Raw genomic sequence first — 24621 nt, forward strand, 5'->3', positions numbered from 1 at the left:
ACCTATAAACATTTGTAAATATGAGTACAAAAGTTAATTTAGTTAACGAACGTTTTAAACAATTGTTAAAAATTTTAAACACAACACCTTCTCAATTTGCAGATACTATGGGCGTACCCAGGGCTACCATTTCGCATTTATTGGCCGGAAGAAATAAGCCAAGTCTCGATTTCATAAGTAAGCTCCATGAGACATATCCGCACATCAATGTAAATTGGTTGTTGTTTGGAGAGCTGCCCATTTTCGAAAACACCAACGCAAACCAACGTTCTGAAACCAATCAGTTGCTGCCATCGTTTCCTGTTAGTGATTATGAAAAGATTACAGGCAAGCGCATCGATAAAATCATTATCTTTTATTCAGATCAAACCTTTGAGCTCTTTCATGCATCACTTGATGACGCTTCTTCAAAGTAGAAACAGGTACTGTATTAAATGTAAAATAAGTTACATTATGTTAAGTAGGAAAAAAGAAATCCTTCTCGCCGCCTTTATGGTTGTTGTATTTAACTTTTATTTGGCGGCTCAAATGCAAGATATTTTTGTGATTAATTATTCGGACACAAATGCAGTAAAAGCAAAGTTTGGAGTGCTTTTATTTCCTGACGATACACTTCTGCACGGAAAGTACTACACTTATTTCAAGAGTGGCAGAAAAGCTGTAGAAGGTGTATATGAAAAAGGATTACGGGTCGGGGTGTTTTATCAATACTACGATAGTACCGGCTCCCCTATCGAAGCCATTGCCCACTACAATCAAGCCGGCAAGCTGGATGGTGACTATATTGTTTTTTACCCAAATGGCGACACACTTCAATACACCCTATACCGGAACGATATCATGTTACTTTCCAAGTCTTTTTATCAAGGCAATATATTGCGCAATGTCAGCCGCTTCAAAAATGGAAAGCTACATGGCGAAGTGCTTGAATATTATCCTACAGGTATATTGAAGAGCAAGATTTACTATGAAGAAGGCAAGCAACATGGAAAAGCCTACCTTTACTACCCGTCAGGGGCACTAAAAGCCGAAGAAGACTATGTCAATAGTTTTCAAGACGGATGGATTCGCACCTATTTTGACACAAACGGCACCACTAAAGGCGCACCGGCAATAGAAATGCAAGTAAAAAGAGGGGTGCGAGATGGAATCTTTAAAAGATATGATCCGCAAGGGCACCTTTTAGAAGAAGGTTTTTTCAGACAAAACCTCCCTCATGGCGAATACAAAGAGTATTATCCAAGCGGGCAAATACGTCGCAAAATAGTTTATGATTTAGGAACACGCATAGGGCAAGCACTTCATTACCACGAAAACGGGCAAGTTGCCAAAGTGATCGATTATAAAGACCGGGAAATACAACAATCCATTGTGGAGTTCGACACATCCGGAAATAAACTTCGCGAGTATCAACTCTACAAACACAAACCACATGGAAAATGGATAGAGTATTATCCCGGCGGTGCGATAAAAGAGAAAAGACAGTATAAGGACGGGCTATTGGACGGCTGGGTGAAAACCTATGATGAACAAGGTCATTTGCAAAAAGAAGAGCCTTACAAGGCAGGGCGAATGGAAGGTGAAGCTATTTACTACTACCCCAACGGTAAGGTTCATAAAAAGGTGACATACAAATATGGACGCAAACACGGTACGTACGTAGAGTACACAGCCGAAAGCACGGAAAAACAAAGAGGGCAATTTGCCAACGACCTGCCCCATGGCGAATGGATAATAACATCGGAAAACGGGAAAAAAAGAGTACTTTACCAACATGGTGTAATTATGAAAGAAGAGCCTCTGCAACCTTGATAAAATCCATTGTATGACAACTAAAATTCGTAACTTGCTTGCCCAAATCAAACCCGGTTTCTACGTTTATGTTAGCAGCTATTCAATACACTGATTTTGACTTTCCCGGATTAAAAAACAAGCAACGCGGCAAAGTAAGGGATCTGTACTTTCTTAAAGATCGCCTCATTATGGTCGCCACTGACCGCATCTCAGCCTTTGATGTTATTTTGCCACGTGCTATCCCCTACAAAGGGCAAATATTGAATCAAATTGCACTGCATTTTTTAGAACACACCACCGATATTGTACCAAACTGGGTAATGGCATCGCCGGACCCCAACGTGACTATAGGGAAGATATGCAAGCCCATTCCGGTGGAAATAGTAGTACGGGCTTACCTTGCAGGGCATGCATGGCGCCAATACAAAGCCGGGCACCGTACATTGTGCGGCGTAGCTCTGCCGGATGGACTTAAAGAAAACGATCGCCTCCCTACCCCTATCATCACCCCAACTACCAAAGCACAGAGCGGGCACGATGAAGATATTAGCAAAGAGGAAATCATTCAGCGGGGCATAGTTTCTGCCGAACTCTACGAACAAATAGAGCAGACAGCCCTTCGGTTGTTTGAACGGGGCACTCAAATGGCCAAAGAGCGAAATTTGATTTTGGTAGATACGAAATATGAGTTTGGCTTGTATGAGAACGAGCTCCATCTTATAGATGAGGTTCATACGCCGGACTCTTCGCGTTATTTCTATTTAGACACCTACGAGGAACTCCAAAAAGCAGGCAAACCCCAAAAACAACTATCCAAGGAGTTTGTACGTCAATGGCTGATAGAAAATGGTTTTCAGGGCAAGGAAGGGCAAGAAGTGCCGCCGATGACAGATGAAGTAGTAGAGCGCATTATGCAGCGTTATATGGAGCTATATTCTACCATGACGGGAAAAACCATCCATATCGACGCATCTCTCACCACAGAAGAGGTGCTCAAACGTATCGAGCATAACATTAAAGCTTATTTAGAAAAAGAACGCTTATTGGCCTAAAACAAGTATCAACTATGAGTTTTCAAATAGAAAAAGAAGAAAAAGCAGCCATCATTATCCCACAAACACATAAGCTGGATGCTGTCAATACTGCTGAATTGAAAAGCATATTTCATGATTTAGCAGAAAAAGAAGAGTATAAAAATTTTGTTTTAGACCTGTCGAATGTAAAATATATTGACTCATCCGGCTTGAGCGCCATATTGGTAGGTAATAAACTAAGCAATGAGCGCAATGGCTCTTTTGTGGTCTGTGCAGTGAGCGAGCATGTAGCCAAAGTCCTTGCTATTTCCCAACTCGACCGCATCATTAATATTTTACCTACCCGGCACGAAGCCGTGGAAGCTATTTTTATGGATGAAATAGAACGTGAACTAAACGACTCCGACGAAGAAGAGCAAGACTGATGAATCCCGTATGGCTAACCGTATTGGGCACGGCTGCCGCTGTGCCCTCTTTTGAGCATTATACTTCCGGTTTACTATTGAGCTATTTGAATGATGAGCAGTGGTTGATAGACTGCGGCGAGGGCATACAAGTGCCTTTTTTTCGCTATGGTGGCAACTACAATAAGCTCCGCCGCATATTTATCTCCCACCTGCATGCAGACCATTATATAGGTTTGGTGGGGCTTATCATGAGCATGCACATGCATGGGCGTACCACGCCGCTTACCATCTATGCCCCTCACGGATTGGCAGACATATTGACCGCTGTTCTACGTGCTTCCGATACACAGCTGAAATACAATATTGACTACCAAAGCATTCCAACCAATGCTGCCCGGGTGATATATCAAGATAAAAAATGGGAAGTATTGGCCTTTCCGCTAAAACACCGTATCCCTACCGTAGGATTTCGCATCAGCCAAGTACAAGCAGAACGGCGGTTTCTTACAGAAAAAGGGGCCAGCATCCCCTATGAATACATCCGCCGGATGAAAGAAGGCGAAGATATACTTGCCGAAGATGGGACGCTCTTGTATAAAAGCGAAGATTACACCGAGCCGCTGCCTGCTTTGTCTTTTGCCTACTGCAGCGACACTGCCTATGATGAAAGCATTATTGAATACTGCCGTGAAGTCACACTACTCTATCACGAATCTACGTTCCTGCATTCGGAAAAAGAACTTGCAGAAAAAACATTGCATGCTACGGCAAAAGAAGCAGCTCTCATTGCCCATCAATGTCAAGCCAAGCATTTATTGCTTGGGCATTTCTCTTACCGGTATCCTGACCGGCGCGTTTTCGAAGAAGAAGCACGCAGTATTTTTCCTTCCATTTACACAGCAAAAGAAGGGATGAAGCTTAATCTCACCCAGTTAAATTACAGTAAGACACATGCATAAAGAGCAAGAATATTACCGTAAAAGGACCCACCTGCTGCTTGTTCTTAGTGGTATTTTCATAAGCAATGCTCTACTGGCCGAAATGATTGGTGTAAAGATCTTTTCTTTGGAAAAGATGCTGGGAATTCCACCGGCGCAAATCCCCATCATGGGATACCGCTTGGATTTCAACCTGTCTGCCGGTGTAGTGATATGGCCCGTGGTATTTATTATATCGGACATTGTGAATGAATATTTTGGAAAAGGCGGTGTGCGTTATCTATCTATCCTTACGGCAGCCCTTATAGCTTATGCCTTTTTAGGAATTAGTGTTACCACCCACCTGCCGGCTGCTGATTTTTGGGTTACGATATACAAAGAAAAAGTAACCCCTCCTATCGATATCAATTATGCCTACAATACGGTATATCGTCAAGGTTTGGGTATTATTATAGGGTCAATAACCGCCTTCCTTCTTGGACAGTTGATTGATGCCACTGTTTTTTCATTGTTCAAAAAAAGAACAGGCGAAAAATACATATGGCTCCGGGCTACCGGTTCAACCATCGTGTCTCAGTTTATAGATAGCTTTGTGGTTATTTACATAGCCTTTTACATTTTTGGACCTTGGTCTTTGTCTGAAATTATCTCGGTTGGCATAATCAACTATTCTTACAAGTTCATTATAGCCGTCATCACCACGCCCGTGCTTTATCTGATTCATTACCTCGTAGAGTGGTATTTAGGCGATGATATTGCACAAAGGCTTAAAAAAGAAGCGCTTAATAGCCCACTCTTTTAAGATTATCCACAAGAATGGCCGTGGCCATGGCCACATTGAGTGACTCGGCTGCACCGTAGCGGGGAATCGTTACATATTCATCAATAAATTTACGGGTGGTATCGCGTATGCCGTTGGCTTCGTTGCCCATTATCAATATCAAGGGGGCTGTGTTGTTGTGCTCTCTTGGTTTTATGGTATGAATGTCCTTGCCTTGAAGTTCAGCCCCCCAAATGACGGTTTTTGAGGGCATTGTCTCTAACAACCTTTCCATTGAGCAGTAATACACTTTGACACGCAAAAAACTCCCCTTACTTGCCTGTATCGTTTTAGTATTCCAAACATCCACCGTATCTTCTGATACCAAAAGAGACGGCAGCCCATACCAGTCACAAATACGCATGATGGTGCCCATATTTCCCGGGTCCTGTATGTGATCTAAATACACGAACAAAGACTGGGACCACTGCTGTGGCAAATCATTGCCGGATGAGTCGATACGAAGCACTGCCAAGGCTTCTTGATTGTTTTGCAAAGCACTGCACGCTTGTATGTCGCTTCCGGAAGCCGCTTCTATATGCACCTCCGGAAAAGCCTGCTGCCATGCCGAACATAAGTGTTCTGTTGCAAAAACCTGCTCTATCCGTTCAGCCGCAAAGCGCAAACATTCTTCTACCATTTTACGTCCTTCTACTACAAAAAGCCCCAATTGTTTTCTGTACTTCTTTTGTTGCAGTTGCCGCAAGGTCTTTTTCCATTTATTCGTTATCATTGCACATAGTTTTTTCAACCAACAAGACGGATGCACTCAAAGGCAAAAGTAGCATTTTTCAGCCTCCTCTCGATAGTTTTACTATCGGGGTGTTTCAGCATTCTTTCCCTCAAAGAAAATGAGTACATACTGTATGCCCAAGAAATAAAAACGGATTCTTTAGATAGTGACTTGTTGGAGCCATACTTGATGCAACGTCCCAACCGGAAAGTCTTTGGCTTCATGCCCTATGTGGAAATCTACTATTTAGGAAAGCAGTTTTTCAAGCCCGGACGCATCGAAAAACAAATAGATGAAACCAAACAGAAGTATCAGCAAAAAATAGAAAAATACGTAGGCAACAATGACAAGGTGAACAAGCTGATTTACAAGAGAGATAAAAAAATAAAGAAGCTGGAAACCAAACTCAAAGAAGGTAATTTCCTTATGCGTGTGGTGGGTGAGCCACCGGTGATTTTAAACCAAAGCAAGAGTTATGAGTCGATACGCAACCTGCGGGAGTTTTTGCATACCAAGGGCTTTTTTGATGCGGAAGTAGCGCTTAAAATAGATACTATTTCCAAACAAGGACGATTAGCCAAGGCTACCTACATTATCCATGAACACATTCCCTACCGGATAGACAGTGTTGCCGTTATCACCGCACAAACTGACCTTGATAGTCTCCTGCCGCCTTTTATTAGGCGTCAGTCGAGGCAAATGGTCCACTACGATCGCGACTATTTGGATAAAATACGGGCAGACATAGAAACCTATATGCGTGAGAATGGCTATTTCCGTTTTACGCGCGAATATGTAACTATTGAAGTGGATACTTCTCAAATGCAAAAGAAGGCAGATATCCGTTTTGTGGTAAATGCCCCCAGCAGAATTGATACCAATAAAGTGAATGTTCAAAGTTTGGGTAAAGAAATAGACCAAATTGCGCCTGATAATTTACAAGGGAAGCATTTGCGCTATCAGCTAACAGCCCCCTATTTTTTGGTTATTCCATCGAATGGAGGCACAAACCGCATTGACACATCACAAGCCCGGCAATTTCAAACATATGATGGCAAACACATTCGTGTTTACTTGGCAGACAGGAATTTCAATCCTGATATTTTAGCACAGCAAATTCATTTCCATGAGGGGGACTGGTTTCAGGAGTCAAGCATAAGAAAAACGCAGCAGTCACTTTCAACGCTTGACATGTTTAAATTCATCAATATTAACTTAAAGGACAACCGTTCTACCAAGCTGACGCCCGTTATCAGTGCTGCCCCTATGGAGAAGTTTTCCTTCACCAGTGAAACAGGTTTAAACGTGGTACAAGGGCTGCCGGGACCTTTCGTGAATTTTAGCCTAAAAAACAGGAATCCGTTTGGGGGAATGGAAATATTTGAGAACAGTTTCCGTTTTGCTATCGACGGCCAAACCAGCCTTACCGACCAGTCACAAATATATTCTACTACCGAGGTAAACTACAGTAGCTCACTCACCATTCCCCACTTTATCTTACCCAAGAAGTGGCAATATAAATTCCTGCACAAGCAACCAAAGACAATACTTGGCTTGTCTTTTAACTTTACCAACCGGCCGGAGTATACCCGGCGTAATTCCAACTTCTATATCAAATACCAATGGCGAAAGCTTCCCCATTACCGCTATGAATTTTCGCCTCTCGATATAAACATTGTAAATACAGACCGCACCGCTGCACTTGACGCCTTCTTGGAGCAGTTGTCATCGCCAACAATACAGCAGAGCTTCCAAAATGCTTTCATTACCAGCTCTTATGGCAGCTGGACGTACAACGATATATCAACTAATAATGTCATTTCACGCTTTGTGCGCTTTTATGGCGAATCGGGCGGCGCTGTTTTAAACTTTTTTAATGAAAAAATACTGAATGCAGACAACACGCTTTTCGGTTTAAACTATTTTAAATATTTGAAGTTTTACACGGACCTTCGTTATCATTATCCACTATCCAAAGAATCAACACTTGCTATGAGGTTTTTGGGCGGTGCTGCATGGCCCTATGGCAACTCCTCAACTATTCCTTATGAGAAGTTCTTTTTTGCAGGTGGCAGCAATAGTATCCGGGCATGGCCACCCCGGCGTTTAGGTCCCGGAAGTTACGACCATATAGATGATAGTGGCAACGTATCATATAGATTCGAACAACCCGGCAATATCATATTGGAAGGAAGTGTTGAATATAGGTTCAAAATCTGGTGGATTATCAACGGCGCCTTGTTTGTTGATATGGGCAATGTATGGACACTAAGCGAAGATACAGACCGGCCGGGAGGGCAATTTACCAACGAATTCTGGCGGGAAGTAGCCGTTGGTACCGGCTTTGGGTTGCGTTTCGATTTTACTTTTCTGTTACTTCGCTTGGATTTGGGAATCAAGGCGGTGGATCCTGCGCAGCCACAGGGTAACAGGTGGGTACTCAATAACATATCAATCAACAAACCTTTTAGCGGTAGTAATGCAGCCTTGCTAAATATAGGTATTGGATATCCATTTTAAATTTTTATAAAGAGGTAAAAAATATCAACTTTTATGATTGAGCTAACCAAAGAGTCAATTGCTGAATGGTTCAAAGAGTTGCAAGACCACATATGTCAGGAGCTGGAAGCCCTGGATGGAAAAGAAAAATTTATGGAAGAGCTTTGGAAGCGTCCCGGCGGGGGTGGAGGTAGAACAAGAGTGATACAGAACGGCAAGCTGATAGAAAAAGGCGGTGTTAATTTCTCGGCGGTATATGGTGCTACGCCCGCTCCTCTCGTGCAGAAAGGCGTCTTACCCGAAGGCGAATTCTTTGCCACAGGCGTATCGATTGTATTGCACCCATTCAACCCATGGGTCCCTATTATTCACATGAATGTGCGCTATTTTGAGGCAAGCAATGGACAATATTGGTTTGGTGGAGGTATAGATGCTACCCCCCATTACATTGACAAAACCGACGCAGCTGCTTTTCATAAACTTCTTAAAGATTGCTGCGATAAACACAATAAGAATTATTATGTTAAATTTAAAGAGTGGGCAGATAACTATTTTTTTATTCCTCACAGGCAAGAAACACGCGGAATTGGGGGTATATTTTTCGACCGCTTGACTGAAGATAACAGTATGCAAAAAGATGATATATTCAACTTTGTAAAAGACGTAGGGTTTAGTTTTATTCCTGCCTACAAGTTGCTTATATCAAGTAAAAAAGACAAACCCTTTAATGAAAAACAAAAAGAATGGCAGCTTGTTCGCAGAAGCCGGTATGCTGAATTCAATCTTGTATATGATGCAGGTACAAAATTTGGGCTTGAAACTCAGGGGCGCATAGAATCCATTCTTATGAGCATGCCTCCGCTGGCTGCGTGGAAATACAATTACCAACCGGCGCCCGGTTCCCAGGAAGCAGAAACATTGTCGCTCTTGAAGAAAGGGATAGACTGGATATCGTTTGCATCTTAAAACCAAAGCATGGGGACTTCCCCCATGCTTTATTGGTATCCTTTTACAAGGCGCTGCACATATTTTCCTATAATATCAAACTCTATATTGACCTGGTCACCTTCGGAAAGGAAACAAAAGTTCGTGTGCTCGTATGTATATGGAATAATAGCTACGGAAAATATACCATCTTCTGAATCTACAACTGTCAAGCTGACACCATTTACGGTAATCGATCCCTTAGGTACTGTAATTCCTTTTTCTGGCGGATATTTAAAGAAAAAGCGCCAACTCCCCTGCTCTTCTATTTTTTCTATGCAGGTAGCTGTAGTATCTACATGCCCTTGAACTATATGACCATCGAAGCGTCCATGAACAGGCAAACAACGTTCCAAATTGACATTATACCCCACCTTCCAGCGGCTCAATGTGGTTTTATCAAGTGTTTCTTTAATTGCCTCTACCTTATAGGTGTTGTTATCAACTTCTATAACGGTTAAACAAACCCCATCATGTGCAACGCTTTGGTCTATTTTCAACTCTTTTGCAAAAGGGGCTTCTATTGTAAATATGCGGTTATTTTCTCTTGTATCTACTGATGTGACTTTGCCGATTGCTTCTACAATGCCTGTAAACATACTCAAAGATGTATTTTGGTGATTTAACGCCACAAAGTAGTATTTTTGTTCTATAAAAAAAAGCGAGGCATCACCTTATATTTGCTTATGTATAAAGACGAATATAGACATAAAGGCATGCGCCGGCAGCTGGTAAATAAGCTACGGCAAAAAGGTATCAAGGATGAACGCGTCCTGCAAGCTATTGAGCTCATCCCCCGGCATTGGTTTTTAGATTCAGCTTTTCTTGAGCATGCCTATCAAGACAAAGCGTTTCCCATAGATGAAGGGCAAACCATTTCACAGCCTTATACCGTGGCTTATCAAACCGAGCTGCTACAAGTAACACCGGGCATGCGAGTACTGGAAATAGGAACCGGTTCCGGCTATCAGGCTTGTATCTTGGCAGCCATGGGCGCTAAAGTGTTCACCATAGAGTATCATGACAAACTATTCAAAAAAGCCAAGCAAATGTTTACGCTCATGGGGCTTGAAAAACATATTCAAGCGTTTTGCGGAGATGGAAGCAAAGGCTTGCCCCAATATGCACCTTTCGACAGAATACTTATCACTGCCGCAGCTCCCGGTATTCCAAAGGAGCTAAAGAATCAATTGGCCATTGGGGGACGCTTGGTGGCACCTGTAGGCGACCAACATACACAACGCATGCACTGTATTGTACGCAAAAGTGAGGATACATTCGAGGAAATCGTAGGGGATTTCTTTAAATTTGTACCTCTGTTAGGAAAATATGGATGGAAAAAATAAACACTCAATGGCAAGAAAAGCAAAACCGGCAAAAGAGTCCCTTACTACCATGACAGAAATGGTACTGCCCAACGATACCAACACTTTGGGCAACCTTATGGGAGGGCGTTTAATGTATTTCATGGATATCGCTGCTGCTATAGCTGCGCAAAAGCATTCAAACCGCATAGTAGTAACTGCCTCTGTTGATAATGTCTCTTTTAGACACCCCATTAAACTTGGAAACGTTGTTACTATCAAGGCACAAGTAACGCGCGCATTCAACTCATCCATGGAAGTTCATTTAGAGGTATGGGCAGAAGACATACCTGCTCAAACAAAACACAAGACCAATGAGGCCTTCTATACATTTGTTGCAGTGGACCAAACGGGGCGCCCGATAGATGTTCCCGAGGTGATTCCTGAAACAGAGGAAGAAAAGCGCTTGTATGAAAGTGCCATACACCGCCGTGAACTTCGTCTGATACTCAGTGGCAGAATGCAAATACAAGATGCTACCGAGCTAAAGGAGCTGCTTTCGAAAAACCTGTATCCTACCACAGAGTAAAATGGCAGAAGAAAAAGCCTGGCTGCAATTCATATTCGACGATGCCCCACTCTACTTAATTAAAAATAGAGTGCAGTTAAGCAGCATTGTCTCTTTTGAAAAACCTTTGATATTGATAGGCAAGCGCGAGGACCTGTCAATCACTGACAAAGGCAGCCTTTTTATTACAAAAATCATACAAGCCATGGGGCAACTGCTTCCCCATGGCTTAGGGCAAAATGAAGTGACTTTTTTATATACGGAAGACCTTCCGGAAGAAAGCATCTACGACCTGCACAACCGCTGGAGTATATTTTTTGGAATTGCCCCCCAACAGCTTTTTTCTAATTTATCTGCACCTTCAAAGTATAAAATACAAAAAGACTCTGTTGCCTTTTTATGGGCAGATACGCTGACCGACATACGAGACGATGAAACAAAAAAGCGCCTTTTTTGGAAGGCGCTTAAGGAATTGCTGAAATAAATTTACTTACCAAGCAATTCTTGGAGTTTAGCTTCGAGAGCCGGTCCCCGTAGTCCTTTGGCAATAATGACGCCATCCGGGTCTATAAGATAAGTCATCGGTATGGCGTTCACATTGTAAAGGCGTGCCGCTTCATTTTGCCATCCTTTAAGGTCCGAAACATGAATCCATGTAAGCCGGTCCTTTTCTATAGCCTTCAACCATGCTTCTTTGTCCTCATCAAGAGATACACCCAATATCTCAAATCCCTTATCTTTGTACTTATTGTACAAAGCAACCACCTGAGGATTTTCCTTCCTGCATGGTCCGCACCAGCTTGCCCAAAAGTCAACGAGTACATATTTGCCGCGTAGTTTCGACAAACTAAAAGGGGTGCCGTCGGCTTTAGGTAAAGAGAAATCAGGAGCCATGCTTCCTTCCTCCGGTCCTGCACTCTGCACATCTTCAGACAGGCTCACTTGGGACATGTAGTCTATAAAACGCTTCACTGCCGAAGGCATGGGCTTGCCCTGATATGCTTTCTGCATTTTTTCTGCCAACTCCTTTAAAAAATCGCCATCATCCACCATATTAAGCAAGCTGGCAGCATAAATTACTGACACAGATGGTATAAGGGTATTGATAAGCGCTTTGGTTTTTTCAACCGATGTATAATAGGACTTCCGGAAAACTTCTTCCAAAGCTGCTTTTCGTTCTTCATCTCCCGCTTGTTCTGCTTGAATGTATTCTCTTTGCAAAGAGTCGTTTACCATATTAAAATCCCGCAGGATAGCAAGAAACTGAGCAATCTCCCGGTTGACCTTCGAGCCCTCTACCAAATCATATTTGGCAATGGGCGAATAGGCATCTATTTTTTGCAGGTGCAAAGAGCTGTCAACATAAATAGGAATACTGTTGTTGTTCTCGAAGCGAATTCTTCCAAATTCATTGACCGGTTCCACCTCGAACGAGAACTGCCCTTTTTCATTGATTTGTGCAGTATCTATCGTCTTGTATTCATTTTCCTTAACCACATCCAGAAATACCTGGTGTAGTGTGTCTTGTGATAAGCCTGTGAATACCTCACCTTTTATTTGAATTTGGTTTTGCTTTCCTTCTTGGGAAGAACAAGCCACAAGCCCACCCAATAAGGCATAAATGGCTATATTTTTTATTTTACTTAACATAATATTTTTTATTTAGGATTCTATAAATCTATAAACGTTCCAACTCTTCTTGCAATAAACGTGTGGCCAACTTGGGGTCTGCCTTACCTTGGGTAGCACGCATCACCTGTCCCATAAACATGCCCAAGAGTCCCTTTTTGCCATTTTTATACTCCTCCACCTTATCGGGGAAGCGGGCAATCACCTCTTTTACAATCCCCAGCAGTTCGTCTGTATTGGTATTTACAATTAACTGATGTTGTTGCGCCAAAGCTTCGGGCTCAATGTCCGGATTTTCAAGCATCAGCGGATACAACTGCTTGGATGCAATGTTGTGTGTAATTTTCCCTTCGGCAATCAGGTTGACCAAATCGGCAATGGCCTTTGGCTTCAAAGGAAATTCATCAATGGTATAAGCCAGCTCGTTGAGATATGCCTTGACCTGTACACTTATCCAGTTGGCCACTGCCTTGTACTCTTTGGTGTATTGACAAGCTTCGTCATAATAGAGTGCAATGTCCCGCTCTGAAGTCAACACTTCGGCATCGTACTCCGACAAGCCGTATTCCTTGGTAAACTTATCGAACAGCTCCCAAGGCAGTGGGGGCATCTCTGCCTGTATGCGTTCTATCCACTCCTGCGTGACATATACGGGGGTCAGGTCGGGCTCGGGGAAGTAGCGGTAATCATTCAGCGATTCTTTTGTACGCAGGCTGTACGTTTGTCCTGTCTCGGCATTGAACATGCGTGTTTCCTGCACAAAGGACTCGCCACGCTCTATAAGTTCTGCCTGTCTTACAATCTCAAACTCTATGGCTCTTTTTACGTTGCCAAAAGAGTTCAGGTTTTTCACTTCTACACGTGTACCGAAGCGCTCACTTCCCCGGGGGCGGATAGATACGTTTACATCGCAGCGAAGTGAACCTTCCTCCATATTGCCATCGCATATGTCCAGATAGCGAACCAATTTTCTTATTTCCACCAAGTAGGCGTAGGCTTCATCGGCACTACGTATATCAGGCTCACTCACGATTTCAATCAGAGGAACACCGGCACGGTTGAAATCCACAAAGCTCTCCTCCTCCCCTTCTATGTGCATCGATTTTCCGGCGTCTTCTTCTATATGAATACGCGTAATGCCAATAGCTTTGGTTGTTCCGTCTGGCAGCTTGATATGAATGGCGCCTCCCCGGCAGATAGGGGTTTTGTCTTGTGATATTTGATAGCCCTTAGGCAAATCGGGGTAGAAATAGTTTTTTCTATCGAAGAAGTTATATTCAGTGATTTGGCTACCACAAGCCAGCCCCATTTTGATTGCGAAATCGAAAGTGCGTTTGTTTACTTTTGGAAGCACGCCCGGATGCGCCAATGTAACTACACTAACACTTGTGTTGGGCAATGCGCCGTAAACAGCTTCTTCCGGTGCAAAGGCTTTGCTGCGTGTTTTGAGCTGGGCGTGCACCTCAAGCCCTATGACCGGTTCATATTTTTTTAATACTTCCTCTAATTTCATCATTTCAAACAATATTTTTATCTACTTCAATAAATCTTTAGCTTTTTGAATGGCGCGGTCCAAGCCTTCTTTTTTCGAACCGCCGGCGGTAGCAAAGAAAGGTTGCCCACCACCACCGCCATTAATCTCTTTGGCTGCTTCTTTTACTACATTTCCGGCATGCCATCCTTTTTCTTTCACCAAAGAGTCGGAAAGCATGATGGCCAATTGAGCTTTCTCGCCTACTTCTGCTCCCAATATCAGTACCAAGTTTTGCACTTGGTTGCGCAGCTCAAATGCCAGTTGTTTCAAAGCGTTTCCATCGGGAAGTGCTACTTTATCCACTATATAATTGACACCATCAACCTCTTGTTTTTTCTCTAAAAGCGTTTTCTTGATAGCGCTTACTTTCTCTGCCTTGAGTCGCTCAATTTCCTTGCTCAAGCTTTGCTTTTCTGAAATCAATTGCTCGATAGATTTTTTCAGGTCTTTAGCTTTGAGCATGTGCTTGCTTTCTTGCACCAGGTCAATATGCCGGCGTGCATACTCCACAGCTTTTGCGCCGGTATAAGCCTCGATGCGTCGTACACCGGCAGCCACCGAGCTTTCCGAAGCTATGACGAAATAACCAATTTCGCCGGTGGCACGCACATGAGTTCCGCCACACAGTTCCCTTGAGTAGTTTTCATCGAAAGTAATCACGCGTACATACTCTCCGTATTTTTCCCCAAACAGAGCCGTGGCGCCCATTTCCAGCGCTTCTTGGATAGGCACGCTTCTGCGTTCATCAAGTGCAATGTTTTCTCTTATTTTTTCATTTACTATTTTTTCAATAGTTATAATTTCTTCTTGCGTAAGTGCCGAGAAATGGGAAAAGTCGAAACGCAAGACCTCGTCCGAAACCAAAGAGCCCCGTTGAGCCACATGGTCGCCCAGCACCTTTTTAAGCGCCGCATGCAACAAGTGGGTGGCTGAGTGGTTGCGTTGTGCAGCCAGGCGTTTTTCTTTATTCACCTCTAACAAAAATATTTTATCGGCAAGCCCATCTACCGAGAGCCAACGCTCATCGGTGGTAAAATGCACAATGAGGTCATTCTCCTTCTTAGTATCTACGATGGGAATTTGCACATCGCTTCCCAGTATGCGTACTACACCACGGTCACCGATCTGTCCTCCTCCTTCAGGGTAAAAGGGCGTTCTATTAAATACAAGCTGATAAAATGTTTTTTTACCTTCTTTTACCTTTCTGTATTTTAGCAATTTGGCTTCGCAAGAAAGCGTGTCATATCCCACAAACTCCACTTCATTATCTGAATGAAGCACAACCCAGTCGCCGGTTTCCAGCGCGGTAGCACTTCTTGAACGTTCTTTTTGCTTCTGCATTTCACTTTCAAACCCTTCCATATCTACCCGGAAGCCGCGTTCGCGAGCAATCAGGGCGGTAAGGTCAATGGGGAAGCCAAAGGTATCGTATAATTCAAAAGCTGTTTTTCCGTCTATTACTTGTTTTTCGGCATGTGCTTCAAAGTATTGCTCCAGTCGTTTAAGCCCTGTATCCAAAGTGCGAAGGAAAGAGCGCTCCTCCTCCCTGATGACATTACTTACAAAGTCTTTTTGCTGTTTCACTTCGGGAAACACATCTTCAAACATGTTGGCAAGGATATCAACCAGCTCGAAGAGGAACGGCTCTTGGAAACCAAGGAAGGTATAGCCGTAGCGTACGGCGCGCCGCAAGATGCGACGTATCACATAACCGGCGCCTGTGCTGCCAGGCAGCTGCCCATCGGCAATGGTGAATGTAATGGCGCGCACATGGTCAGCAATCACACGCAGTGCTACATCTGTTTTGCTGTTATCGCCATAATGCACCCCGGCTTTTTGTGCTACAGCTTTGATGATAGGTTGAAACAGGTCTGTGTCGTAATTCGACTTTTTGCCTTGCACCACCATACACAGGCGTTCGAAACCCATGCCCGTATCGATATGTTTGGCCGGCAAGGGGCGCAGGCTGCCATCGCTCATGCGCTCGTATTGCATGAATACCAGGTTCCATATCTCTATCACTAACGGATGGTCTTTATTGACTAACTCCCGGCCCGGCAATTGTGCAATTTCGGCTTCATCGCGCAAGTCTATATGTATTTCGGAACAAGGACCACAAGGACCGGTATCACCCATTTCCCAAAAGTTATCTTTTTTAGAGCCGTACAAAATGCGGTCTTCAGGCACAATGCGAAGCCACAAAGCCTTGGCTTCTTCGTCTGCTTCCAGCCCTTCCTCTGCATCACCTCCAAAAACAGTTACGTATAAGCGTTCTTTAGGCAAGCCGTAAACCTCGGTAAGCAGCTCCCATGCCCACTCAATGGCTTCTTTCTTGAAATAATCGCCAAAAGACCAGTTGCCGAGCATTTCAAAAAAAGTGTGGTGGTAAGTGTCATGCCCCACATCTTCAAGGTCATTATGCTTACCCGTAACACGTAAGCATTTTTGAGTGTCGGCAATACGGGGTGCCGGCGGTTTCTTATTACCTAAAAAGTAGTCTTTAAATTGTGCCATGCCCGAGTTCATAAACATCAAGGTGGGGTCATCTTTCATGACAATGGGCGCAGAGGGCACAATCAAATGACCTTTCGACTCAAAAAATTTCAAAAACTTATCTCTGATTTCGTTGGCATTCATCATTGTTTCACTCAATTAAAAGTTGAATATGCAAATTTAGCAGCTTTCAACGAAAGCACAATTTTTATGTAAAATTAGCGAATAAAGCACCCATCCCCAACCGTCTGCTTGCGGTTGCGTATTTAATAATGGCTGCTATCCTTGGGCTCAGTGTAATATTTTGTTACATTTGCGATAGTGTAGATTAACAGAAAATGGCTTTATGGCAAAGATTAAATATTATTATGACACCCGCACCTGCAAGTATGAACGTGTAAGAACAAGACCAATTGACTATATTCTGAATGCTTTGGGATTTTTAGCCCTTGCTTTTGTGTTTGGTATTGTAATATCCATTTTCTATAGCAAGTACTACAAAACCAGTCGGGAAGCCCGTCTGGAGCAAGAAAACGAAGAACTGCGTGTGCAGTTCGAAGTGTTGCAGAAGGAAGTGGAACAATTGCACAAAGTACTGGCGAGCCTCGAAGAGCGGGATAATAAAATATATCGCGTAATTTTTGCGGCGGACCCGATCCCCTCTACCGTGCGGCAAGCAGGCTTTGGAGGTACTGATCGCTATAAAGCACTTTTTAGCCGCCAGTCCTCCACCACCGAAGCAGTGGTAGAACTGCGCAAGAAGGTAGATCGGCTTAAAAGGATGGTGTACATACAAAGCAAATCTTATGATGAGCTGGTGAAGCTGGCCAAAGAGAAAGACAAAATGTTGGCTCATATACCGGCCATACAACCCTTATCGAACAAACAGCTGACGCGCCTGAGCTCCGGCTTTGGTTATCGTTACCATCCTATTTATAGAGTTCGCCAGTTCCATGGCGGCATTGACTTTGCTGCACCTACCGGTACGCCTATTTATGCTACAGCTGACGGCGTTGTATCCGTGGTAAGAAGCTCATACGGGGGGTATGGCAAAGAGGTGCGTATAGATCATGGTTATGGTTATGTCACTCTTTACGCACACATGTCGCGCTTCAATGTAAAGCCGGGACAAAAAGTAAAACGAGGACAGTGTATCGGATATGTAGGAAGCACGGGCCTGTCCACGGCGCCCCATCTGCACTATGAGGTACACTATAAAGGGGAGCGTGTAAACCCGGTTTACTATTTCTTTAGCGAGCTAAGTGACGAAGAATACAATAAAATTTTAGAACTTGCATCCATAGAAAATCAATCTTTGGAATAAGCAAGTTCTATATGCAAAACACAACATCTTCTGCCCGCAACCGGAAAGTTAGCTTACAGGCGGCCACAGCAGTAGTGGTTGCCAACATGATTGGTACAGGTGTTTTCACCAGCTTAGGATACCAGGCCCAACAGACACCATCGGTATTCCCTATTTTAATGCTATGGTTAACAGGAGGTGTCATTGCTTTGTGTGGTGCGCTTTCTTACGGCGAATTGGCAAGCCGCTTTCCGCGTTCCGGTGGTGAGTATCATTATCTTTCCCGTATTTATCATCCCGTAGTGGGTTTTTTATCCGGCTGGGTCTCCATGACTGTAGGCTTTGCCGCACCGGTTGCCTTGAGTGCCATGGCTTTTGGCAGTTACTTTTTCAGTGTTTTCCCTTGGGCAAGCATTCAATCCTATGCGGTAACGATACTTGTACTTGTTACGCTTGTGCATTTACAAAGCGTGCGAATGAGCGGCATCTTTCAAAAATACTCTACTGCCATCAAAGTGGCATTTCTGTTGTTTTTCATAATAGCCGGTCTGTGGCTGGCTCCTGCACCGGTCACGCATACGCTAAAGGTAAAAGCAGGCGACTGGGATTTGATTTTTAGTGGTGGATTCGCCATATCCCTTGCTTTCGTTTCTTTTGCCTATTCAGGCTGGAATGCCAGTGCTTATATAGCCAATGAAATAGACAAGCCGCAAATCAACGTATCACGCTCTTTATTCATAGGCGCCGGCCTGGTGGCCACTCTGTATCTATTGCTGCATATCGTTTTCTTGACAACACTTGACTTAGAAGAATTGGCAAGCATACAAGCGGCCAGTGCGCAGCCTGTAGATGTAGGCTATCTGTCGGCAAAAGCTTTTTTGGGTGAAACAGCAAGTAAAGTCATGGCTTTTATGATAGCCGTTCTTTTAATTTCATCTATTAGCGCCATGACATGGGCAGGTCCAAGAGTTTCACAAGTCATTGGCGAGGATTTAAAGCTGTTCCGCTTCTTTGCGAAAAAGAACAAGGGAGGCGTACCTGTTTATGCTATTCTTTTTCAATCTACTATCGCTTTGATATTGATTCTTTCTACTTCCTTCGAATCCATCCTCTATGCTATAGCCTTTATTTTAGATACCTTTACTTTCCTGACAGTGCTGGGCTTATTTGTTGCCAGAAGGAAAAATATTTATGAACAACCGCCGACATACAAAACATGGGGCTATCCGCTCGTTCCTGTCGTATTTCTTGCCGGAACGGCATGGACAATGTATTTTTTACTTATGAGCCGCACTTATGAGTCTATGGCTTCATTATTGTGGCTATTGATTGGTTATGTTGTTTATTGGTTTAGTAAAAACAAAAAATTATGATTAAAAAATATATCTATCTTTTATTTTTGTTAGTGGGAACACTGCTTTCATGCAGTGAGCCGCAAGAGAATGAAGAAAAGAAAAAAGGCAGCCGTACGGACTCTTTGAAAAAAGAGTTGCAAGAAGCAGAAACGGTAAAAAACACTTATTACGACGATTTGGCTTCTATCATGGCCGGTACGCCCCCCGCCACCGATACGTTTTCAACGCTTATCCAATCAAAAGCATGGCAGAGCTACAGCCAAAATATTCAAAAAACATGGCAAAATAAAAGCAGCAAATTTGATATTTTAAAAGAATGGGCATTGCAGGAGCTTGCAGAGCCCAACAAGATAGATGGTGGGTGTTTTTATCCTTTTGCCGGTGCTGATATTCTTCATACGGCACTCTTTTTCCCTGATTTTAAAAGCTATTATCTGATAGGTCTTGAACCGGTGGGCTCCTTACCTCCCCTTTTGCAAATGTCCGAAGAGGAACTCAATGAGTATTTTGCATCCTTAGAAAAATCAATGTATCACATTTTAAACCTCAGCTTCTTCCGGACGCTTAGCATGAAAGTGGATTTAACGGGCAAGCGAGCCGAAGAACTCAACGGCACCATTCACCTGCTGTTGGTCTTTCTTAAACAACTCGACTATAAAATCATAGACATACAACCGATGGCTTTTGATGTCAGCGGTAAGTTTGTGCCTGTTGACACATTGAGCAAACAGGCCGTGCGCATTGTGTTTTCACCTCACGAAAACCCAGAGTCTGCGAAAGAACTCTATTATTTCTCAGCCGATCTTTCAGACGCCCACTTCGATGAACAGAATCATCTTTATCAATGGTTGCAGAAGCAACCTATTTCGACTACTTTTATTAAGTCGGCTTCATACCTGATGCATAAAAACTACTTTTCACACATACGCAGCTTCATTTTAAATAAGTCGCGCTTTGTGCTTCAAGATGATTCAGGCATACCGCTCCGCTTCTTCAATGATGGCAACTGGCATATTCAACTCTACGGAAATTACACCCGTCCCATTGCATTGTTTAAAGATTGGTATCAAAAAGATCTTTACGATTTATACCGGCATGAAGATATAAAACCTTTGCCTTTTGGTATTGGATACAAATACCGAAAGGGCGAATCGACACTCATGCTCATGAAGAAGAAAAAATAACAAAACTTGTATTGCAAAGCTCACGTACAATAGGGGGAGGTGATTCCTTCCCCTTAAAATTTTATCGCTCAAAAACTTGTTATTACATCAAGTTTTTATTAGATTTGTTTAAGACTTTATTAAAAAGTTTTCAAAAAACTCCGTCATGTCTTCCCCCCTATATACTGACGAACACTTGTTCAAGAGCACTTCTTCTTTGCCGAAGAAACATTATTACTCTATCGGCGAGGTGGCTGCCTTCTTAGGTGTGGAGCCATCTGTGATCCGTTACTGGGAATCGGAGTTTCCCTCATTGCAAATCAAACGAAACAGCAACGGTGACCGGCGTTTTACAGAGTCGGACATTAAAGACTTACAGCTCATCTACTACCTGCTCAAACATAAAGGGTTCACCATTGAGGGCGCCAATAAATATTTGAGCGAGCACAAGAACGAGCTAAAGAAAAAAGCAGAAGCCATCGAGTCGTTGAAGAAAGTAAAATCTTTCCTTCAAATGCTTCGCAATGAACTCCCCTAAACTATACGAGGTAGCCCTTACCCTTATTCCGAAAATAGGCAGCATCTTAGGGCGGCAACTGATACAAGCCTTCGGAAGCGCGGAAAAGGTATTTTCTACCCCACCGGGAAAATTAAGAAGTGTCCCGGGAATAGGGAAACGCATATCAGATGAGCTGCACCATAAAGAACAATGGCTACGTAAAGCACACAATATCATTGAGCAATGCCGGAAATTAGGCATTCAAATAACCACCATCACAAGCTCCGACTACCCTTATCGCCTAAAGGAAATACCGGATGCTCCTTTGGTATTGTATTACACAGGCAATCTTGAAATACTAAACCGGCCGGCCGTGGCAATAGTCGGCACCCGTAAACCATCCGGTTATGGATATTATTTTTTAGATAGTTTTTTTAACGATTTAAAACAATATTCTTTAATAACACTGAGTGGTCTTGCTTACGGAATAGACGTTTACGCACACCAAAAGTCCATAGATAGCGGAATTCCGACAGCAGCCGTTTTGGCAGGCGGTTTAAATCAAATATACCCTCCCGATCATATCAAAATAGCCAAAATAATTTTAAAAAATAGTGGCTTATTACTTACCGAGTCGCCACCTTATACACAAACACATCCGGCCTTATTCCCTGCCCGCAACCGGATCATCGCCGGGCTGTCGGATGTGGTAGTGGTAGTAGAAGCGCGAAAAAAAGGTGGTGCGCTCATTACTGCACGCTTAGCCAATGATTATAACCGGGAGGTCATGGCAGTACCCGGTTCTGTTTTTCACGACACCTCGGAAGGTTGCCATCTTTTGATAAAAACACAGCAGGCGCACTTGCTTGAACAAGCCGAAGACTTGGTACGTCTTATGGGATGGGATTTGTCGCCTGCCTCTCATGAAGAAAAAAAATTACCCGCACTATCGCCCACCGAACGGCAAATCATCAAGCTGCTTTTGAAAGCGCCCGACTACCGTATGAGCACAGAAGCCCTAAGCTTGCATAGTGAACAGCTCTTTCCCGAACTCTATGCATCCCTTTTACAATTGGAAGTCAAAGGTGTTTTGCAGGCACAAGCCGGCAATTCTTATCAAATCATACCTCAATGGTTACCTATTCTTAAACGGCATTTTACAGATTCTTAGCTTTATTTATTAAAATTGCACCTTCAATCAAAAGCTAAACCTTATGAAACGATTACTGGTATCCTTGCTCCTTTTCGCGACATTCAATGCTTATACGCAACACAAACCCCGCAAAGTAATTCTTATGATTGGTGATGGCATGGGACTCGCTCAAATATATGCGGGGATGACGACCAAAGGTGGGCACCTTGCTCTGGAGCGCTGTAAAGTAATTGGCTTGTCCCGTACAAACTCATCCGACAACTATGTAACTGACTCAGCAGCCGGCGCCACGGCTTTGTCTATAGGGCAAAAGACATATAATGGCGCCATTGGTGTGGACAGTACCGGCAAGCCGGTAACGACCATTCTCGAAGAAGCCGAAGCCAAGGGACTGGCAACCGGCTTGGTAGCCACCTCCAGCATCACCCACGCCACACCTGCCTCCTTTATTGCGCATCAGAAATCGCGCAAAATGGAAGAAGAAATTGCGCTTGATTTTTTAAATACGCCTATCGATGTTTTCATAGGTGGCGGACAAAAATTTTTCATGAAGCGCAAAGACGGGCGCAACCTTATCGATTCGCTGAAAGCAAAAGGTTACTTTGTTGCTTTGTCTGTACAGGATTTGGACAAACACCGTGCTCCACAACCCCTGGCCGCTCTGTTAGCCGATAATGGATTGCCTCGATACAGCCAAGGACGTGGCGATCTGCTAAAAAAAGCGGCTTTAAAAGCTATTGAAATACTCAACAATAATCCGGATGGCTTCTTTTTGATGATAGAAGGCTCACAAATAGATTGGGGCGGCCACAACAATGATGCGCAGTATATCATCGAAGAAATGGTTGATTTTGACAACACAATTGAAGCCGTTCTCGATTTTGCCGAAAAAGACGGCAATACTTTGGTAATTATTACCGCAGACCATGAAACCGGTGGCTTTGCCTTGGTCGGCGGCTCATTGAAAGAAAGAAGTGTCGATGGGAAATTTATCACAACCCATCATACGGCAGTTCCCGTACCGGTTTTTGCCTTTGGTCCCGGCGCCGAGGAGTTTCAAGGTATTTATCACAATACCGAAATCTATCATAAGATAAAAAAACTGTTGCTTCAGCAGCGCTAAGCACCTTTTGCTTTGTGTGGTAACATGAAGGAGATAGCCTTGGGCTTATCTCCTTTTTTGTTTCTTATTTGTTGCTTATCTTTTATAAAAAAGACATCATGGATGACTACTATAAAATACTGGGCGTATCACGCGCTGCCACGCAAGAAGAAATCAAATGGGCATACCGGAAATTGGCAAAGCAGTATCATCCGGATGTGAATCCCCATGGTACCGAGCATTTTAAAAAAATCAACGAAGCATATAGAGTTTTATCAAACCAAGAACTACGTTACCAATACGACCACTACCAGACATTCCTCTATACGCAGTGGACACACTTAATGGAACAGGAGCGCAAGCGAAAAGAAGCTGTATGGCGCGTCTTCTTTGATGAAATACAAAAAGAAGAAGAAAAAAAATACAACCGGGGTTTCGAAATGGGGTCATTGGCCGCTTTTATAATCATCTTAAATCTCATCATCGCAGCCCCCTTTATTTATCTTATTGATAAACAAAGCAAACAAGAAAGATGGCAAGAGCTTCAAAACAGCTTTGCGGATGGCCGTTTATTTTTTATAAGTACATCCAATACTGTTCGTGTCCTCACACCTGATTTTCCTGATGGCTACCCTGTCAGCATCGATAGTTTTGACATTGCTGATATAGAGACTCTGTATAAAAACGATACCACATCCATAAAAAACAGCTTACCCAAAAAGTATAAGCTTATCATAAAGAACCCTCATAAATATCTCTATTTAGCTATTATTGCCTATGAAAAAGGGCACTATACTTTGGCACAAGAAATCATGAACACTTACTTAAAGCAACAAAACTCCCCCCACGCTTGGCGCTATTACCCCAATCCGTGGTCACCTTTTGCTCGCGGGATGGACAGGCTTTACAAGTACTAAGCCTCTTCTTGGTCTATTTCCAATATTTCAATGGGGAGCTTTACAATTTGCTTTAAGTCTTCCCCCGTTTGCATCATATCTTCATCCTCTACGTCATAATACCATTTCACCTGTACTGCATGCCCTTTTTCATGTAAAAATTCGAGCTTCTTTAAAATTCCGAGGATGTACATAGAAGAGCTGGTATTAAAATAGTCCAGCTTAAAAGTAAGTTCTGTTTTCTCGGCCGGCGAATCGATATATTCATCCAACCACTGAAGCACCGGCTCATAGAACTTATAAGAGTTTTCCGGGATAGAACGCCCTATAATTTCAAGCTTTCCGTCGGCAGCGCGGAAACTCACTTTAGGAGTCTTATTTGTAGCTTCAAAGTATAAGTCTTCCATAAAACT

At 43.2% G+C, this 24621-nt stretch carries 24 protein-coding genes; 18 read left to right on the forward strand and 6 right to left on the reverse strand.

Annotated features, from left to right (window positions below):
• Nucleotides 1-20: 20 nt before the first annotated feature.
• The 6 genes from K384_RS04440 (at nt 21) to K384_RS04465 (ending at nt 4975) form a co-directional block, all read left to right on the forward strand.
• Complete coding sequence (locus tag K384_RS04440) at nt 21-416, forward strand: helix-turn-helix domain-containing protein (protein WP_038029795.1); 396 nt, start codon at nt 21-23, stop codon at nt 414-416.
• A 172-nt stretch (nt 417-588) separates the two neighbouring features.
• Nucleotides 589-1812, forward strand: a complete 1224-nt coding sequence (locus tag K384_RS04445) for a toxin-antitoxin system YwqK family antitoxin (protein ID WP_169737615.1) — start codon at nt 589-591, stop codon at nt 1810-1812.
• A 68-nt stretch (nt 1813-1880) separates the two neighbouring features.
• The gene (locus tag K384_RS04450; protein WP_038029799.1) at nt 1881-2846 is read left to right on the forward strand and encodes a phosphoribosylaminoimidazolesuccinocarboxamide synthase; all 966 of its coding nucleotides are present in this window, start codon (nt 1881-1883) and stop codon (nt 2844-2846) included.
• A 14-nt stretch (nt 2847-2860) separates the two neighbouring features.
• The gene (locus K384_RS04455; protein WP_038029801.1) at nt 2861-3253 is read left to right on the forward strand and encodes an STAS domain-containing protein; all 393 of its coding nucleotides are present in this window, start codon (nt 2861-2863) and stop codon (nt 3251-3253) included.
• Entirely contained in the window at nt 3253-4194 is a 942-nt protein-coding gene (locus tag K384_RS04460; protein ID WP_038029803.1) for a ribonuclease Z, read from the forward strand. The genes K384_RS04455 and K384_RS04460 overlap by 1 nt, the downstream gene beginning before the upstream one ends.
• On the forward strand, nt 4187-4975 hold the full coding sequence (locus tag K384_RS04465; RefSeq protein ID WP_038029804.1) for a queuosine precursor transporter: 789 nt from the start codon (nt 4187-4189) through the stop codon (nt 4973-4975). The genes K384_RS04460 and K384_RS04465 overlap by 8 nt, the downstream gene beginning before the upstream one ends.
• Here K384_RS04465 and K384_RS04470 read toward each other — a convergent pair.
• Nucleotides 4956-5726, reverse strand: a complete 771-nt coding sequence (locus K384_RS04470; protein WP_038029808.1) for a TrmH family RNA methyltransferase — start codon at nt 5724-5726, stop codon at nt 4956-4958. The two genes, K384_RS04465 and K384_RS04470, sit on opposite strands and share 20 nt — an antisense overlap.
• Before the next feature lie 30 nt (nt 5727-5756).
• On the opposite strand from K384_RS04470, the gene tamL reads away from it, so the two are divergent.
• Both tamL and hemF read left to right on the forward strand, forming a co-directional pair.
• Entirely contained in the window at nt 5757-8246 is a 2490-nt protein-coding gene (gene tamL / locus K384_RS04475) for a translocation and assembly module lipoprotein TamL (protein ID WP_038029810.1), read from the forward strand.
• 33 nt (nt 8247-8279) lie between these two features.
• Nucleotides 8280-9191 (forward strand): oxygen-dependent coproporphyrinogen oxidase, encoded by a 912-nt coding sequence (gene hemF / locus K384_RS04480; protein WP_038029812.1) that lies wholly within the window; start codon nt 8280-8282, stop codon nt 9189-9191.
• A gap of 29 nt (nt 9192-9220) precedes the next feature.
• Here hemF and K384_RS04485 read toward each other — a convergent pair whose 3' ends face one another.
• Complete coding sequence (locus tag K384_RS04485; RefSeq protein ID WP_038029814.1) at nt 9221-9808, reverse strand: riboflavin synthase; 588 nt, start codon at nt 9806-9808, stop codon at nt 9221-9223.
• An 87-nt stretch (nt 9809-9895) separates the two neighbouring features.
• On the opposite strand from K384_RS04485, the gene K384_RS04490 reads away from it, so the two are divergent.
• From K384_RS04490 to K384_RS04500, 3 genes are read left to right on the forward strand one after another with little or no spacing between them, the layout of a single operon-like run.
• A complete protein-coding gene (locus K384_RS04490; protein ID WP_211245218.1) occupies nt 9896-10555 on the forward strand; it encodes a protein-L-isoaspartate(D-aspartate) O-methyltransferase in 660 nt (219 codons plus the stop codon).
• A gap of 7 nt (nt 10556-10562) precedes the next feature.
• Nucleotides 10563-11102, forward strand: a complete 540-nt coding sequence (locus K384_RS04495) for an acyl-CoA thioesterase (protein WP_038029817.1) — start codon at nt 10563-10565, stop codon at nt 11100-11102.
• 1 nt (nt 11103) lies between these two features.
• Nucleotides 11104-11565, forward strand: a complete 462-nt coding sequence (locus K384_RS04500; RefSeq protein WP_038029820.1) for a hypothetical protein — start codon at nt 11104-11106, stop codon at nt 11563-11565.
• A gap of 2 nt (nt 11566-11567) precedes the next feature.
• Here the strand turns inward: K384_RS04500 and K384_RS13935 are convergent, their stop codons facing one another.
• Genes K384_RS13935 through alaS form a run of 3 tightly spaced genes read right to left on the reverse strand, consistent with a single transcriptional unit; the run spans nt 11568 to nt 16881 of the window.
• Nucleotides 11568-12731, reverse strand: coding sequence for a peroxiredoxin family protein (locus K384_RS13935; RefSeq protein WP_051633116.1), 1164 nt, complete (start codon nt 12729-12731; stop codon nt 11568-11570).
• A gap of 28 nt (nt 12732-12759) precedes the next feature.
• On the reverse strand, nt 12760-14226 hold the full coding sequence (gene gatB, locus K384_RS04510) for an Asp-tRNA(Asn)/Glu-tRNA(Gln) amidotransferase subunit GatB (RefSeq protein ID WP_374758336.1): 1467 nt from the start codon (nt 14224-14226) through the stop codon (nt 12760-12762).
• 18 nt (nt 14227-14244) lie between these two features.
• Nucleotides 14245-16881, reverse strand: a complete 2637-nt coding sequence (gene alaS, locus K384_RS04515; RefSeq protein WP_038029822.1) for an alanine--tRNA ligase — start codon at nt 16879-16881, stop codon at nt 14245-14247.
• 202 nt (nt 16882-17083) lie between these two features.
• Here alaS and K384_RS04520 point away from each other — a divergent pair, with 202 nt between their 5' ends.
• The 7 genes from K384_RS04520 to K384_RS14000 all read left to right on the forward strand — a co-directional run bounded on the left by K384_RS04520 (nt 17084) and on the right by K384_RS14000 (nt 24229).
• Nucleotides 17084-18061, forward strand: a complete 978-nt coding sequence (locus tag K384_RS04520) for a peptidoglycan DD-metalloendopeptidase family protein (RefSeq protein WP_038029825.1) — start codon at nt 17084-17086, stop codon at nt 18059-18061.
• Between the two features lie 11 nt (nt 18062-18072).
• Entirely contained in the window at nt 18073-19413 is a 1341-nt protein-coding gene (locus K384_RS04525) for an APC family permease (protein ID WP_038029827.1), read from the forward strand.
• Nucleotides 19410-20579, forward strand: a complete 1170-nt coding sequence (locus tag K384_RS04530) for a hypothetical protein (protein ID WP_038029830.1) — start codon at nt 19410-19412, stop codon at nt 20577-20579. The genes K384_RS04525 and K384_RS04530 overlap by 4 nt, the downstream gene beginning before the upstream one ends.
• Before the next feature lie 145 nt (nt 20580-20724).
• Nucleotides 20725-21096 (forward strand): MerR family transcriptional regulator, encoded by a 372-nt coding sequence (locus tag K384_RS04535; RefSeq protein ID WP_051633117.1) that lies wholly within the window; start codon nt 20725-20727, stop codon nt 21094-21096.
• Entirely contained in the window at nt 21083-22228 is a 1146-nt protein-coding gene (gene dprA / locus K384_RS04540; protein ID WP_051633118.1) for a DNA-processing protein DprA, read from the forward strand. Before K384_RS04535 ends, dprA begins: the two co-directional genes overlap by 14 nt.
• A gap of 43 nt (nt 22229-22271) precedes the next feature.
• Nucleotides 22272-23333, forward strand: coding sequence for an alkaline phosphatase (locus K384_RS04545; RefSeq protein ID WP_038029833.1), 1062 nt, complete (start codon nt 22272-22274; stop codon nt 23331-23333).
• Between the two features lie 98 nt (nt 23334-23431).
• Complete coding sequence (locus K384_RS14000) at nt 23432-24229, forward strand: DnaJ domain-containing protein (RefSeq protein WP_038029836.1); 798 nt, start codon at nt 23432-23434, stop codon at nt 24227-24229.
• Here K384_RS14000 and K384_RS04555 read toward each other — a convergent pair.
• Entirely contained in the window at nt 24226-24615 is a 390-nt protein-coding gene (locus K384_RS04555) for a DUF1987 domain-containing protein (protein WP_038029838.1), read from the reverse strand. The two genes, K384_RS14000 and K384_RS04555, sit on opposite strands and share 4 nt — an antisense overlap.
• Nucleotides 24616-24621 lie beyond the last annotated feature (6 nt).

The organism is Thermonema rossianum DSM 10300 (genome assembly GCF_000426825.1).
Classification (GTDB): domain Bacteria; phylum Bacteroidota; class Bacteroidia; order Cytophagales; family Thermonemataceae; genus Thermonema; species Thermonema rossianum.